The organism is Cytobacillus sp. ABV4_503 (assembly GCF_056158445.1).
Genome location: NZ_JBSWTH010000001.1, coordinates 3744178 through 3758176, shown reverse-complemented (window position 1 = coordinate 3758176; position 13999 = coordinate 3744178). Strand labels below are relative to the sequence as shown.

Sequence of the window (13999 nt, the reverse complement as noted above, 5' to 3'; positions counted from 1 at the left end):
ACAGTATGAAAACTAAAATAGAACATCTGTTGAGAGCGGCGTATGAGCTGAAGGCCTCGGATCTCCATTTGACTGTTGGGGTCCCCCCCGTCATAAGAATTAATGGGGGTTTAAAAAAATATGGGAAAGAAAGTTTGCGTCCTGAAGACACCGAGGGCATGGCTAAGGCAATTATTCCTGCAGACATATGGAAAAAATTCGAGGATATCGGCGAGCTTGATTTCTCATATGGAATCCCGGGACTGTCCCGTTTCAGGGTCAATGCTTATTTTCAGCGGTCATGCATATCACTGGCCATCCGTGTTGTCCCTACACGAATTCCTGCTTTAGAAGAACTTGGGCTTCCCCCTGTATTAAAAAAAGTGGCAGAAAAACCCCAGGGGCTAGTGCTGGTAACAGGGCCGACGGGAAGCGGGAAATCAACGACATTGGCATCAATGATTAATTATATGAACGAGACGATGAGAAAGCATATTATCACGCTCGAGGACCCGATTGAATATCTGCATAAGCATGGAAAGTGCATTATTGATCAGCGTGAAGTGGGATTTGATACAAAGCATTTTGCTAATGGATTGAGAGCTGCTTTACGGCAGGACCCGGATGTCATTCTAGTAGGGGAAATGCGGGACCTGGAAACTATTCAAACAGCCATAACAGCAGCCGAAACTGGCCATTTAGTTCTTGGAACACTGCATACTTCCAGTGCTCCGGCTACAATTAACCGGATTATTGATGTATTTCCGCCTTCACAGCAGGCACAAATCAGAATCCAGCTTGCCACTGTACTAGTATCAATTATATCGCAGCGACTTTTTCTGAAAGCTGACAGGAAGGGCCGTTATGCAGCTACAGAAATTCTTATCAATAATTCAGCTGTAGCAAACCTGATTCGAAATGAAAAGATTTATCAGATTATTAATGTGATGCAAACATCACGCGCCCAGGGAATGCATACACTTGAGACAAGCATTAATTCTCTCCTGGAGACCGGAAAAATCGCCAAAGAATCAGCATTGCCATACATACAGGAACAGGTGACGGATCATGTCCCGCTATAAATACAGCGGGCGTGACCGAAAAGGCAAGAAGTCAGGGATCGTGACAGCAGTTTCTAAAAGGGAAGCTATGCTTCAGCTGAAGGAAAACGGAATAAGAGTTCTTGATATACAGGAAGTTCCGGAGACTTTTTTAACAAAAGAAATAACAATTGGCAATCCTGTTAAGCTTCAGGATTTTGTTATCTATCTGCGTCAGTTTGCAACTTTGCTGAAAGCCGGAGTGACAGTAGTAGAGTCAACCGCAATACTTGCGAAGCAAACAGAAAGCAAAGCGCTGAAAAAAGCATTGAAAGCTGTCGAACAGGACTTGCGTGATGGACTTCCGCTTTCAGATGCTGCCTCCAGACATAGAAAAATCTTCAGTGGAATGTTTGTCAATATGATCAAAGCAGGCGAAGCAGGCGGGAATATGGATGAAACGCTGGAAAGGCTGGCAGTTCATTTTGAAAAGCAGCACTACACAAAGCAGAAAATCATTTCAGCACTTGCCTATCCGATAACTGTCGGCATTATAGCTATTGCAGTAGTCATCTTTCTGCTTGTTTCTGTTGTTCCTATTTTCGTGGAGATGTTTAAGGATTTCGGAGGAGAACTCCCTGCCATTACACAATTTGTTCTGGGCTCCAGTGAATTTATGCAGCAATACTGGTGGCTGATCATCAGCTTATTTTTGGTCGTTTTTATGGGTGTTGTATTAGTTCGCAATAACAAAGCCAGTAAATATTATCTTGATTATTTCCTGCTGAGAATGCCTATCTTCGGAAAGATTCTTCAGAAAGCAGCCATAGCAAGAATGACAAGAACCTTAAGCTCCTTGTTTTCCAGCTCTGTGCCGATTCTGCAGGCCTTAAGCATTGTAGAAAGCATTGTAGAAAATGAAGTGATGGCAAAGGTAATTGCAAAATCAAGAGATTCACTCGAGCAGGGGAAGTCTCTGACGGAACCGATGAAAAAACACTGGGTGTTCCCTCCGCTAGTCTCTCAAATGATAGCCATTGGGGAAGAGTCAGGATCGCTTGATGCCATGCTTGGGAAGGTAGCTGACTTTTATGAAAAAGAAGTAGAAAGCGCCACAGACAGGCTTAAATCACTCATTGAACCCCTCATGATCGTCTTTCTGGCCAGTATAGTCGGGACTATAGTCATATCCATTATGGTACCGATGTTTGAAATATTCCAGCACATTGGCTAAATATTTACAAAATAGTAAAGAATTCGACTGTTATTAGAATTTGAGTTTAGTATAATAGTACCATAATAGGTAAAATAAACTAGAATATTTGAGAGGGAGAGAAAAAATGCTGAAAAATTTAAGGAATAGACTTAAGAATCAAAAGGGATTGACACTGATTGAATTGCTTGCGGTTATTGTTATTTTGGGGATTATTGCGGCGATTGCTGTTCCTAGTATCGGTGGGTTGATTAATAAGACAAAAGAGGATGCAAAAGTTGCTGAGGCGGTTCAAATTGTTAATGCTGCGAAATTGTATATAACAACTAATCCAACTGCAACTTCAATTTCAAAAGAACAACTAATGAAATATCTAGATAACGTTGAAGAGACGAAAGATTTTAGTGTTTTAGTTTCCAACAGTTCAGGTGAATATACTTATACATTAAAAGGCCATTCAGCTGCAGATTTAGTTAAAGATGATGGAGAGGATACAACGGTAACTGAAGATGAGTTATTAACTCATACAGGTAACTAAAGATAATGTATCTTTTTTTCTTTCTTGTGGGTCTTCTCCTTGGCTCCTTCTACAACGTAGCAGGCCTAAGAATCCCGCAAAACCAGTCTATCGCAGCACCGCGGTCCCATTGCCCAAAATGTAAGCATACTCTATCACCTCTGGAGCTTATTCCAGTATTATCGTATATATTTCTAGGCGGAAAGTGCCGGCGCTGCAAAGCGCCGGTTTCAGCCTTATATCCGGCTGTTGAGCTTTCCACAGGTATTTTGTTTGCGGCGGCACCGCTGATTATGGGCTGGACTGCTGAATTGTTTGTCGCCTGGACGCTGATTTCCCTTGTGATCATTGTGTTTGTATCTGATATCAAATATATGATCATCCCGGATAAGGTTTTATTGTTTTTTGCTGTAATTATTATGGCAGAACGCATTTTCATTCCGCTCTCTCCATGGTGGAACAGTTTAGCAGGTTCAGGACTTGGTTTTTTCCTTCTGATGCTTATAGCTGTTATCAGTAAAGGCGGCATGGGTGGAGGGGATATAAAGCTGTATGCTGTCATCGGCATTGCATTAGGTGTAAAGCTTGTTTTGCTTTCGTTTTTTCTCGCAACTTTGTTCGGAGCTGTCCTTGGAGGACTTGGCATGGTTCTGGGACTTGTGCAAAAAGGCAAGCCCATCCCATTTGGTCCATTCATAGGAATTGGGACTTTAATAGCTTATTTCTATGGAAATGAATTAATTGAATGGTATTTTCATTCATTTCTATAAGGATACGAATTTTTGGGTAGGAGCTGGATTATTCCGGCTCTTATCTCCCTAGGCAATTCTATTTACAAGGAGTTTTTCATCATGGCAATGCGATTTCTTCCCGGAAAAAAGAAGCCTGTAAATATCATTATCAAAGACCACGTTATTCGTTATGCAGAATTAAAAAGTCAGCGCGATTTGGAAATGGCAAAATGGAATGAACGTTTTCTGCCGCCGGGAATTATTAAGGATGGGAAGATCCTGGATTATGATACACTTGCTCTCATTCTTGAAGAATGCGTCAATGAGTGGAAAATAAAAAACAGGCAGGTATTTTTTACTGTACCTGATCCTTTTATTGTTTTGAGAAAGCTGACATTGCCAGGAGATGTCCAGCTGGATGAAATTAAAGGCTATTTATATATGGAACTCGGCACAAGCATACACCTGCCTTTTGAAGAGCCTGTATTTGATTATCATGTTCTCGGTATTAATCAGCAGAATTCAACTGAAATACTGCTATTCGCTGCGCCTGAGGAAATTGTCATGGAATATACCGGGCTTTTCGAGGATGCAAAACTCCGGCCCGCAGCTGCAGATGTGTCTTCTCTGGCATTGTATCGGCTTTATTGCAGCCATTTTGAGGATAAAACAGGAGAAGATATCATGCTCATTCAGTTTGACCTTAATTCTGCAGTGTGCAGCATCTTCGAATCGGACATACCGGTATTCATGAGAAATATTGCGATTGAGATCGATCTCAGCAAGTGGGGGACTGTAAAAATGCCCAGTGGAGAAAAGAAGATAGAATACATTGGCAAAGAAGAAGAAGTGCTAAATCCCCTATTGGATATTTACAATGATATAGAAAAAGTAATGAATTTTTACAGGTATTCATTAAATCAGGGACAGCGCCAAATTGACAGGATCATTGTAAGCGGTGACCATCCATGGCTTGAAAACATTCATAAGGACATAAAAAACAGAATGGAAGTGCCAGTTGCTTCTTTCGAAGACTGCCTTATCACCGGACAAAATGAGCTGTTAAAACAATCATCTTTCCATGTAAATATTGGACTGGGTTTAAAAGAGGGGTAGCACATGCGAGTTGACATTAACCTGCTTCCTCAAAAGGAAAAAGGGCCTAAAAACGTCTATATTATGATAGCTTTTATTGTAGTCCTGCTTACTGCAGCCTTCTTGCTTGTTTTTTTAACGGTTAAAGAGAAAAACAATGAGCTTTTGGGAATTGAGAAAAGAATAATCCAGACAAATGAAATTCTTGAAGCTCAGCAGGCAAAGCTTCAAGAATATCAATCTTCCAATGCGGCAGAGGAGCTGAAAGTTGCTATTGAATGGGCAGACAGGCAGCCATTCGATTTAGTCTTCCTTATGGAACAAATAACCAGGTTTCTTCCTGAACGAGGATTTGTAATAGAATTTGAGCTGGATGAAGAAAACAGAATCAAACAAATCGTTCAATTTGATGCAAAAAGTGAGGCGGCCTATTATTTGCATAGTTTGACGGAATTGTCCTGGGTTGATGAAGCGATTATAACCGAAGCTAAAACAGCAGACATCTTAAAAGATGAAGCAGCTGAACTTCGAAAACAGGCAAACATTCAGCCGAGGTATTATGCAGAATATGAATTAAAAATTATCACATCATTGCTTAATGAAGAAGCCGAACAGAAAGTAATCAAAGATATAGAGGAGAAGGATTCCGCCGCTCAGCAAGAGGAAGGAGATGATTCTCCGTGAACCGGGAAATTTCCAAAAAACAGCTTGGGGTTTTCTTGCTTGCCGTTGTTCTATTCGCGGCAATGGCTTTTGGCAGTTATTATCTCTTTATTAGCCCTTTGAACGAAAAAATGGACAGAAAGCAAACCGAGCTGCAAATGGCCGCTCAGCAATTAACCATATTAGAAAATAATCTTCAGCAGCTGAATGATCAAACCGTATTGAGCACAGTTGAACTTCAAAAACAGGTGCCGGTTAAGAGGCTGCTTGATCAGCTTCTTTTGGATATCGAAAAATCTGAAATTATATCAGATACCAATATCATAGAATTGAAGATGAATGGGACGGAAAGTGATGAAGAAATCGACCTGTCTGAAGAAGAAAGGAATCAGTCTCAACAAGAAGTTTCAGAGGCGGAGCCTGAAACGGATGATTCCAATGAAATTGCAGAAGCAGATCCATTATCTGAAGAGAAGCTGCCAAATGGGATTAAAAAGGTTTCTATTGTCTTAAATGGACAAGCAGATACATATTTTGAAATGGAAAGTTTCATAAAGAATCTATTAGATTTAAAAAGAATCATTAAAGTGGAAAGCCTGAAGTATACAGGATTCGATGAAGTTGTAAGTGTAATGCAGGAAGACCAGATGGTTGAATTCGAACTGGCGATAGCTGCCTATTACTACCCTGAACTGGAAGAATTGCGAAAGGAGATTCCTCCTTTGGATGCCCCGGGAATTTCCAATAAAAGAAATCCATTAAGCAGTTTCTCTGAACTGGAAGCTGAGGATGATGAGAAAACACCTTAATCAAAAAAATGAAGAGAGGTCTAGTAAATGATGTTTGCTGCTAGACTAAAACAAAAAGGATTTACATTAATTGAAGTGCTTGCTGTCCTAATTATATTAGGCATCATTTCTTTAATAGCCATCATCGCTGTTAATAATGTCATTCAAAGAGTAAAGGATCAGGCTTTTGTGGGTAATGCCTTTGCATTAAAGGAATCAGCAGAGCTTTATATAAAAAATGAAATGATCAGCGGAAGTGCGCTGCCGGAAAAAGTGACATACAAAAGACTGGCAGAAGCTGACTTCATTGAACCTATTAGGGACCCGGATACAAAAAAACTTCTTCAGCCTTCAGAGTATACTTTTGCTGTCGTCAAAGGAAAATCCATAACTGCTGTTTGTTTTAAAGGCGAAAAGCGGAGTTTATGCTATTCTGATGGCAATGAAGGAATCCCCATATATAAATTAGATCCTGATTTAATTACAGAAAATTAACCGGAAATACTAATGAAAAATTTGACGAAATCCTTCCGTAACAAGACGACAAAAGTCTTGTTATTTTTTTTTTCCTTATGTTAGGATGAAAACAATTCAGGAAACGGTACGGAAGGAGGATGAGATGTGGACAAGCCTAAAAGCGAAAAAACGATCACGATTAAAATAAATGGCAAGGACCGTCCGTTTCAGGAGAAAAAGGAAGAAGTGCAGGAGAAAGCATGGGATCCGAGACAGCTGGATAGAAAGAAGAAGCAGGAGCAAACTGAATTTTTCGCATCCATACAAACAGCGGCCGGCAAAGAGGCGGATGACAGCTTCGACTGGATTCTGCCTGAGGAAACGGAAGATGCGGATCTAAAGGAATATAAAAAAGCAGCTCCTCCTAAATCACCAGCAAAAAATGGGCTGAGCACTCTGGCTAAGAAATTCCAGGGGAGAAATAAGCAAGGATTCTTAACATCCATATTTCTGGCTGTGTTTTTTGCTGTACTGCTTGGGACAAGCTTTGGATTCATCATGCTGAAGCTGGTATTTACAGATCAGGGAGCAGAAACTGTGGCGCCTCCAATTAATGAAACTCCGGCAGCATCAAATCAGAAGACACCCGCTGCAGCGGCAGCTTTAGAGGCCCTAACTGCATACGTAGTTCAAGGCGGCGTTTTCTCAAACAGTGAAGCAGCACAGCAAATCCAGGAAGCTAACTCACAAAAAGGAGTCTATAGCCAAACAATAAAAATGGGAGAGCAGACTTTTCTTTTTTTAGGGGTTTCCGGTAGCCTTGATCAGGCGAAGGAAATAGGTGCGGATCTAAAAAGCAAAGGGATTGATGTATTTGCAAAAGAAGTCGCCTTTGAAGGTAAAGCGATTAAAGGGCTGAATACCGAAGAGAAAAAACTTGCAGAAAATGCTCCTGCCTTTTATCAATCCCTTTCAGAAGGTGCAGCCAGTGCCTCTCTCGGCAGCTCCATAACCCCTGAGGCGGCTGAGGAAATAAAAAATCATAGCAAGGCAGTGAATGATCTGCCGGCCGATCAAATTAAAAATAAAAGCCTGATTTCTATAAGAGAAGAACTGTTGGGTGCTTCAAAGCAAATAGACGCATACCAGCAGGCGGGTGATTCTGCATCAGCCGGAAAAATTCAGGAGCATCTGCTGGCGTTTCTTGCAGCTTATCAGACTTTGCTGCAGTCAGACGGGCAGTAAGGACCCGGCATATTTTGCCATAATAATATTCGTTTCGAATATTTTCTGGGAAATATCACATATTAAATGGAGTCTGTTCGGGAAATTTAGACAGACTCTTTCTTTTAGTCATTATTCGATAATATATGATAAAAATATCAATAAATGACCTCTTTAAAATTGTTTGTCTGGCAATTTTTTGATACGATTAACCTGTATCTCCCAATACGATACATAAAGGTAAGGTGATTACATGCAAAACCTCATTTTAGCCTCTTCTTCCCCGCGGCGAAAAGAACTTCTTGAAAATCTTCATTTGCATTTTGAAGTCTCCAGCAGTGATGTCGATGAAAGTTTTGATCCCGTGCTGTCACCAGGAGAGATCGTGAAGGAGCTTGCCCATAGAAAGGCACAGGCTGTATTTAAAAAGCATCCTGATTCATATGTAATTGGCTCAGATACAGTTGTAGTTAAAGACGGCAATGTTTTAGGAAAGCCAGGCAGCGGCAAGGAAGCCTTCACTATGCTCAAAAGTCTGTCTGGAAGCACCCATTCTGTTTACACAGGTGTATCCATTATGACGCCTGAAAATGTAATTACATTTTATGAAAAAACCGATGTGGTGTTCTGGGAGTTAACGGATGAAGAAATTAACTCTTATATTGGCACCGGTGAACCATTCGACAAGGCAGGGGCATATGGGATACAAGGCATTGGCAGCATGCTTGTAAAAAGCATAACCGGAGATTATTTCTCTGTTGTTGGCCTTCCTGTCTCCAGAACGGTTCGTGAATTAAGGAAAGCAGGGTATCCGCTTCCTTAATATCCTTTTTTCATCTTCAGCTCCCTGACCCCAGAGTTTAGGGAGGAAAATATGCAAACGGAAACTCTATTGATTAAAGATTTCCCTCAAGATGAACGCCCTCGTGAGCGCTTTGTCCAAAATGGTCCGCAGAGCTTATCCAATCACGAACTGATAGCGATACTACTCAGGACAGGCACGAAAGATGAATCTGTTCTGCAATTAGCGAACAGGCTTCTTACCCATTTTGAAGGACTCCGGCTATTAAAGGATGCATCCCTGGATGAAATAACGTCCATTAAAGGCATAGGATCGGCAAAGGCAATTCAGCTGCTGGCAGCAGTTGAAATCGGCCGGAGGATTTCAAATCTCACATATGAAGACAGATATATTATCCGTTCTCCTGAGGATGGAGCAAATTATGTTATGCATGATATGCGATTCCTGTCTCAGGAACATTTTGTATGCCTTTATTTAAATACAAAAAATCAGGTGCTTCATAAGCAGACCATCTTTATTGGAAGCCTGAATGCTTCCATTGTTCATCCAAGGGAGGTCTTTAAAGAGGCATTTCGCAGATCGGCTGCGTCCATTATCTGCATTCATAATCATCCGAGCGGTGATCCGACTCCAAGCCGGGAAGATATTGAAGTAACCAGGAGACTTGCAGAGTCCGGAAAAATAATCGGCATCGATGTGCTGGACCATCTGATCATCGGTGAAAATAAATTTGTCAGTTTAAAGGAAAAAGGGTATTTATAACACTATGTTTTTATTTGACGTTGCGCTATAATATTGGTTATGATTTTTGAGATGCCTTGCTTTTTGGAGGCTCATTGTACTAGAAAAATTAAAGAAAATTCCATTAAAATACCTTACTTAGGAAAATGAGCAATTTGTATCAGAAAGGGAGATACCATTTATGTTTGGAATCGGTACTAGAGACCTTGGAATAGATTTAGGAACAGCTAATACACTTGTTTATGTGAAAGGAAAAGGAATCGTTGTCAGAGAGCCGTCAGTAGTAGCACTGCAGACTGATACGAAAAATATTGTAGCTGTCGGCAATGACGCGAAAAATATGATCGGCCGTACACCAGGTAATATTGTTGCGCTCCGTCCAATGAAGGATGGCGTAATTGCGGATTATGAAACAACCGCAGTTATGATGAAATATTATATTAAACAATCCAATAAAAATAAGGGCTTCTTTTCAGGCAAGCCATATGTAATGGTTTGTGTGCCATCCGGTATTACAGCTGTTGAAGAACGTGCAGTTGTCGATGCAACCCGCCAGGCAGGGGCACGCGATGCTTATACCATCGAAGAGCCGTTTGCCGCTGCAATCGGGGCTAATCTTCCTGTGTGGGAACCGACAGGAAGCATGGTGGTCGATATCGGGGGAGGTACTACTGAAGTAGCCATCATTTCCCTGGGCGGAATTGTTACTAGCCAATCCATCCGCATTGCCGGTGATGAAATGGATGATGCGATCATTAATTATATCCGCAAAAATTACAACTTAATGATTGGTGACCGTACAGCAGAGACAATTAAGGTGGAAGTGGGTTCTGCTGGAGATCCGGAAGGCGTCGAAAACATGGAAATTCGCGGACGCGATCTGCTGACAGGCCTGCCAAAAACTATTGAAATTACTGCTGAAGAAATTTCAAAAGCGTTGAATGACACAGTTTATGCAATTGTGGATGCAGTAAAAAATACTCTTGAAAAAACTCCTCCTGAACTGGCGGCAGATATTATGGATAGAGGTATTGTCCTTACTGGCGGGGGAGCGCTTCTCCGCAACCTGGACAAGGTAATCAGCGAAGAAACGAAAATGCCTGTCCTTATTGCTGAAAACCCATTGGACTGTGTCGCCATCGGTACGGGAAAAGCTCTTGACCATATCGATTTATTCAAAACGAAAGCTAAAGAATCCAGATAAATATAAGCCTGAATAAGAAAATGATAAAGCCCATTCACTTCATAAAAAGTGCATGGGCTCAAATTTGGCTTATAAAATAAGAAAGCATATAATTTTCAACTACGAGAACTGTATAGCGGAAGCGCCTACCCCCTCGAGGTGTTGGGGGTGGGCAAGGCGCTTCCGCTTTTCTAAGTTAAATGATAATTTCGCAGATATATGTTATATTTTGTTGAGCAGTGCCTGAATGGCGCAATTTTTTCTGAAATACTACTAATCGAGGTGTAACGGATGCCACAGTTCTTTTTGAACAAACGCCTGATTATTTTGCTTGTCAGCATTATTATTCTCGTGGCATTGATTGGATTTTCTTTAAAAGATAGAGAAAATTTGACCTGGCCTGAACAATTTTTAAAAGATACTACCGGGTTTATACAAAATGCTGTTTCCAGCCCTGTGAATTATGTGGCAGGATTCTTTGAAAATGTCGAAGACTTGCAAAATACATACAAAGAAAATAAAGATTTGAAGACAAGACTGGATGAACTTGCACGCCTTGAGTCTGAAGTTCAGCGGCTGAAAAAAGATAATACAGAACTTCGTGAGATTCTGGATAAGAAAGACTCTTTAAGTGAATTTGAGCCAAAGCAGGCAACTGTTATAGGAAGAAATCCCGACAGATGGCATGAATTGCTAATCATTAATAAAGGGAAAAATGCTGGCATTGAACCGAACATGGCTGTCATTACGTCTAAAGGCCTGATCGGCAAAGTGAAAAGCAGCAATACCTTTACTTCAACAGTTCAGCTTCTTAGTTCGATGGACCCGACAAATCGCATCTCTGCAAAAATTCAGGCAGGCGAAAATAACTTTTTCGGTCTGATTGAAGGCTATGATAAGGAAAAAGGTCTTCTTTTGCTTAAGCGAATTCCTTATGATGCAAAGGTTAAAAAGGATCAAAACGTTATTACATCAGGTCTAGGCGGCGTTTTTCCTGAGAGCCTGCCGATTGGTAAGGTTGTTGATGTTGTTCCTGATGAATTTGGACTTACCCAGACCGCCTATGTTAAGCCGGGGGCAGATTTCTACGATATTGGACATGTAATGGTCGTTAAAAGAGGTGCTTTGCAGCCTGAACTAATGGAAATGGTTGATGAGAAGGAGGAGGAACTGTGAGAAGATTCCTTCTTCCACTCATACTCCTGGCCTTATTTATCGGTGAAAGCATATTTGTTCAATTAACTCCGCATGATTTGTTAGGCAGCGGAAAAATAGCAGTTCCCCGTTTCCTGATGGCCGGATTGCTTTTTTTGACCATTTTTGGCTCAAAAAAACACGGAATTCTTTACGGCTTATTATTCGGCTTGCTTTTTGACATTGTGTATGTGGAAATTATCGGCATTTACCTGTTTCTATTTCCAGTCATAGCTTTTATTACAACCAAACTAATGAAAATTCTTCAGACGAATATGGCTATGGCTTCCATCATTGTGCTCTTAGGCATCACCCTCCTTGAGGCCGGTGTCTACCAGATGAACTTATTAATTCACCATACTGATATGGTCTTTGCAGCCTTTCTTTCTTCCCGTCTCGTGCCAACGTTGATATTAAATGCCATTTTCATTGTTTTAGCTGTTTATCCTTTTAAAAGACTTTCTGAAAAATTTGCAGATAGCTTAAACGACTAATCGTTTGAAGTGATATAATTTCACAATTCATTTAAAAGAAACCGGATTAATCCGGTTTCTTTTAAATGAATAATTTTTAGTAAAAAAGGAATTTAGAAGGTTTCTGTCGAATCCTACCTTTATGGGCAAATTGGATAGGGATAATTGACATAATTTGTTTAAAAAGAATGGCCTTGCGGCTATTTGAAAAAATAGCAGTTCATGGACTGCTTTAAAATAGAGTGCCAGCAGCACTTATGTGTTTCTTATCATTGAGGTGAACATCTTGAAATGAAAAAAAACCAAAACGTTACAATAAAAGGGACGAAAGATGGTCTGACATTGCATCTCGATGATTCCTGTTCATATGGAGAGCTGAAGAAAGAACTTGATAGAAAGCTTTCAGAAAACTCCAGATCGGTTGAAGACCGGCTTCTTTCAGTGAGGGTACAAGTAGGGAACCGTTATCTCACAGAAGTACAGCAGGAAGAGTTGAAGGAGTTAATCAGGCAAAAGAAAAACCTGATTGTTGAGTCTATAAGCTCCAATGTCATTACCAAAGAAGAAGCTGAAAAACAGAAGGAAGAAAACGAAATTGTTTCTGTTGCAAAGGTGATTCGTTCCGGGCAGGTTCTCGAAGTGGCGGGAGACCTGCTTCTTATCGGAGATGTAAATCCCGGGGGCACTGTCATGGCAGGAGGAAACATCTTTATAATGGGGGCGCTAAAAGGCATAGCCCATGCCGGATGCCATGGGAATAAGGAAGCCGTTATCGTTGCTTCGCTTATGAAACCATCCCAATTAAGGATCAGCCATTGTATTAACCGGGCACCTGACAAGGATCAGGATGACGAAAAAAGAGAAATGGAATGTGCTTACATAGATGAAAACGATCAAATAACCGTAGATAGATTACAAGTATTAATGCATCTGAGACCGAATATAACTAGATTGCAAGGGGGAAGCTAGGATGGGAGAAGCGATTGTCATTACGTCCGGAAAAGGCGGGGTCGGAAAAACGACTACATCCGCAAATGTAGGTACTGCTTTGGCCCTTCAGGGGAAAAGAGTGTGCCTGGTGGATACAGACATTGGCCTTCGAAATCTTGATGTGGTGATGGGACTGGAAAATCGCATTATTTATGATCTGGTCGATGTAGTTGAAGGCCGGTGCAAAATTCATCAGGCTGTGGTTAAAGATAAGCGGTTTGAGGATTTGCTGTATTTGCTTCCCGCTGCTCAAACAAGTGACAAGACGGCTGTTACACCAGAACAGATGAAAAAACTGGTCGATGAATTAAAGCAGGATTATGACTATATTGTCATAGATTGCCCTGCCGGAATTGAGCAGGGGTACAAAAATGCTGTTGCCGGTGCAGATAAAGCAATTGTTGTTACCACTCCTGAAGTTTCAGCCGTACGTGATGCTGACCGGATTATCGGCTTGCTTGAAAAAGAGGAAAATGTAGAGGCTCCAAAACTGATAATAAATAGAATTAGAAGCCATATGATGAAAAATGGCGACATGCTCGATGTCGATGAAATAACCGCACATTTGTCGATTGATTTAATTGGAATTGTGGCTGATGATGATGAAGTGATCAAGGCATCCAATCATGGTGAGCCTATTGCTTTAAATCCTAACAGCAAAGCTTCTGTTGCTTACCGTAATATCGCCCGCCGCATACTTGGTGAAGCTGTACCGCTTCAGCCCCTTGAAGAGGAGAATAAAGGTGTCTTTTCAAAGCTAAAAAAGTTTTTTGGTGTTAAATAATTGAAATTTGTAGAACTAAAGCCGGGGAGTCTTCCCCGGTTTATTTTTTTATCTCAGACACCCACTTCAAGTCATACTCTATTTGGACAACTCATAAACTTGTACAAATAGAGCTATATAGAAATG

The 13999-nt window shown here is 40.9% G+C and carries 16 protein-coding genes; all 16 read left to right on the top strand.

Annotated features, from left to right (window positions below):
* Window positions 1-5: 5 nt before the first annotated feature.
* The 16 genes from ACXAD1_RS18985 (at window position 6) to minD (ending at window position 13873) form a co-directional block, all read left to right on the top strand.
* Window positions 6-1061 carry a type IV pilus twitching motility protein PilT gene (locus ACXAD1_RS18985; protein WP_206838952.1) on the top strand — a complete coding sequence of 352 codons (1056 nt, stop codon included), beginning with the start codon at window positions 6-8 and terminating at the stop codon, window positions 1059-1061.
* Window positions 1048-2253, top strand: a complete 1206-nt coding sequence (locus ACXAD1_RS18980; RefSeq protein ID WP_474910767.1) for a type II secretion system F family protein — start codon at window positions 1048-1050, stop codon at window positions 2251-2253. The genes ACXAD1_RS18985 and ACXAD1_RS18980 overlap by 14 nt, the downstream gene beginning before the upstream one ends.
* 106 nt (window positions 2254-2359) lie before the next feature.
* Window positions 2360-2770: a prepilin-type N-terminal cleavage/methylation domain-containing protein gene (locus ACXAD1_RS18975; protein WP_474910766.1), complete on the top strand. Its 411-nt coding sequence runs from the start codon at window positions 2360-2362 to the stop codon at window positions 2768-2770.
* Between the two features lie 5 nt (window positions 2771-2775).
* The gene (locus ACXAD1_RS18970) at window positions 2776-3519 is read left to right on the top strand and encodes a prepilin peptidase (RefSeq protein ID WP_474910765.1); all 744 of its coding nucleotides are present in this window, start codon (window positions 2776-2778) and stop codon (window positions 3517-3519) included.
* 81 nt (window positions 3520-3600) lie between these two features.
* Window positions 3601-4596 (top strand): type IV pilus biogenesis protein PilM, encoded by a 996-nt coding sequence (pilM, locus tag ACXAD1_RS18965; RefSeq protein ID WP_474910764.1) that lies wholly within the window; start codon window positions 3601-3603, stop codon window positions 4594-4596.
* A 3-nt stretch (window positions 4597-4599) separates the two neighbouring features.
* Window positions 4600-5259 carry a fimbrial assembly protein gene (locus ACXAD1_RS18960; protein WP_474910763.1) on the top strand — a complete coding sequence of 220 codons (660 nt, stop codon included), beginning with the start codon at window positions 4600-4602 and terminating at the stop codon, window positions 5257-5259.
* Window positions 5256-6047, top strand: coding sequence for a pilus assembly protein PilO (locus ACXAD1_RS18955; RefSeq protein ID WP_370223406.1), 792 nt, complete (start codon window positions 5256-5258; stop codon window positions 6045-6047). The genes ACXAD1_RS18960 and ACXAD1_RS18955 overlap by 4 nt, the downstream gene beginning before the upstream one ends.
* A gap of 27 nt (window positions 6048-6074) precedes the next feature.
* Window positions 6075-6521, top strand: a complete 447-nt coding sequence (locus ACXAD1_RS18950; RefSeq protein ID WP_206838944.1) for a pilus assembly FimT family protein — start codon at window positions 6075-6077, stop codon at window positions 6519-6521.
* Window positions 6522-6647: 126 nt separating this feature from the next.
* Window positions 6648-7727 carry an SPOR domain-containing protein gene (locus ACXAD1_RS18945; protein WP_474910762.1) on the top strand — a complete coding sequence of 360 codons (1080 nt, stop codon included), beginning with the start codon at window positions 6648-6650 and terminating at the stop codon, window positions 7725-7727.
* Window positions 7728-7959: 232 nt separating this feature from the next.
* Window positions 7960-8529: a Maf family protein gene (locus ACXAD1_RS18940; RefSeq protein WP_206838942.1), complete on the top strand. Its 570-nt coding sequence runs from the start codon at window positions 7960-7962 to the stop codon at window positions 8527-8529.
* A 51-nt stretch (window positions 8530-8580) separates the two neighbouring features.
* A complete protein-coding gene (gene radC / locus ACXAD1_RS18935) occupies window positions 8581-9270 on the top strand; it encodes a RadC family protein (protein WP_206838940.1) in 690 nt (229 codons plus the stop codon).
* A 160-nt stretch (window positions 9271-9430) separates the two neighbouring features.
* Window positions 9431-10453 (top strand): rod shape-determining protein, encoded by a 1023-nt coding sequence (locus tag ACXAD1_RS18930; protein WP_474910761.1) that lies wholly within the window; start codon window positions 9431-9433, stop codon window positions 10451-10453.
* 270 nt (window positions 10454-10723) lie between these two features.
* On the top strand, window positions 10724-11608 hold the full coding sequence (gene mreC, locus ACXAD1_RS18925; RefSeq protein WP_206838938.1) for a rod shape-determining protein MreC: 885 nt from the start codon (window positions 10724-10726) through the stop codon (window positions 11606-11608).
* A complete protein-coding gene (gene mreD / locus ACXAD1_RS18920) occupies window positions 11605-12120 on the top strand; it encodes a rod shape-determining protein MreD (protein ID WP_206838935.1) in 516 nt (171 codons plus the stop codon). Before mreC ends, mreD begins: the two co-directional genes overlap by 4 nt.
* Before the next feature lie 270 nt (window positions 12121-12390).
* A complete protein-coding gene (gene minC / locus ACXAD1_RS18915; protein ID WP_206838933.1) occupies window positions 12391-13068 on the top strand; it encodes a septum site-determining protein MinC in 678 nt (225 codons plus the stop codon).
* Between the two features lies 1 nt (window position 13069).
* The gene (minD, locus tag ACXAD1_RS18910) at window positions 13070-13873 is read left to right on the top strand and encodes a septum site-determining protein MinD (RefSeq protein WP_206838931.1); all 804 of its coding nucleotides are present in this window, start codon (window positions 13070-13072) and stop codon (window positions 13871-13873) included.
* The last annotated feature ends 126 nt before the right edge of the window (window positions 13874-13999 follow it).

Bases quoted from the DNA above. Each gene is read 5' to 3' on its own strand.
- minC (WP_206838933.1), top strand. From the start codon at position 12,391: ATGAAAAAAAACCAAAACGTTACAATAAAAGGGACGAAAGATGGTCTG.
- ACXAD1_RS18930 (WP_474910761.1), top strand. From the start codon at position 9,431: ATGTTTGGAATCGGTACTAGAGACCTTGGAATAGATTTAGGAACAGCT.
- ACXAD1_RS18960 (WP_474910763.1), top strand. From the start codon at position 4,600: ATGCGAGTTGACATTAACCTGCTTCCTCAAAAGGAAAAAGGGCCTAAA.
- ACXAD1_RS18940 (WP_206838942.1), top strand. From the start codon at position 7,960: ATGCAAAACCTCATTTTAGCCTCTTCTTCCCCGCGGCGAAAAGAACTT.
- ACXAD1_RS18980 (WP_474910767.1), top strand. From the start codon at position 1,048: ATGTCCCGCTATAAATACAGCGGGCGTGACCGAAAAGGCAAGAAGTCA.
- ACXAD1_RS18985 (WP_206838952.1), top strand. From the start codon at position 6: ATGAAAACTAAAATAGAACATCTGTTGAGAGCGGCGTATGAGCTGAAG.
- radC (WP_206838940.1), top strand. From the start codon at position 8,581: ATGCAAACGGAAACTCTATTGATTAAAGATTTCCCTCAAGATGAACGC.
- minD (WP_206838931.1), top strand. From the start codon at position 13,070: ATGGGAGAAGCGATTGTCATTACGTCCGGAAAAGGCGGGGTCGGAAAA.
- pilM (WP_474910764.1), top strand. From the start codon at position 3,601: ATGGCAATGCGATTTCTTCCCGGAAAAAAGAAGCCTGTAAATATCATT.
- mreC (WP_206838938.1), top strand. From the start codon at position 10,724: ATGCCACAGTTCTTTTTGAACAAACGCCTGATTATTTTGCTTGTCAGC.
- ACXAD1_RS18950 (WP_206838944.1), top strand. From the start codon at position 6,075: ATGATGTTTGCTGCTAGACTAAAACAAAAAGGATTTACATTAATTGAA.
- ACXAD1_RS18975 (WP_474910766.1), top strand. From the start codon at position 2,360: ATGCTGAAAAATTTAAGGAATAGACTTAAGAATCAAAAGGGATTGACA.
- ACXAD1_RS18970 (WP_474910765.1), top strand. From the start codon at position 2,776: ATGTATCTTTTTTTCTTTCTTGTGGGTCTTCTCCTTGGCTCCTTCTAC.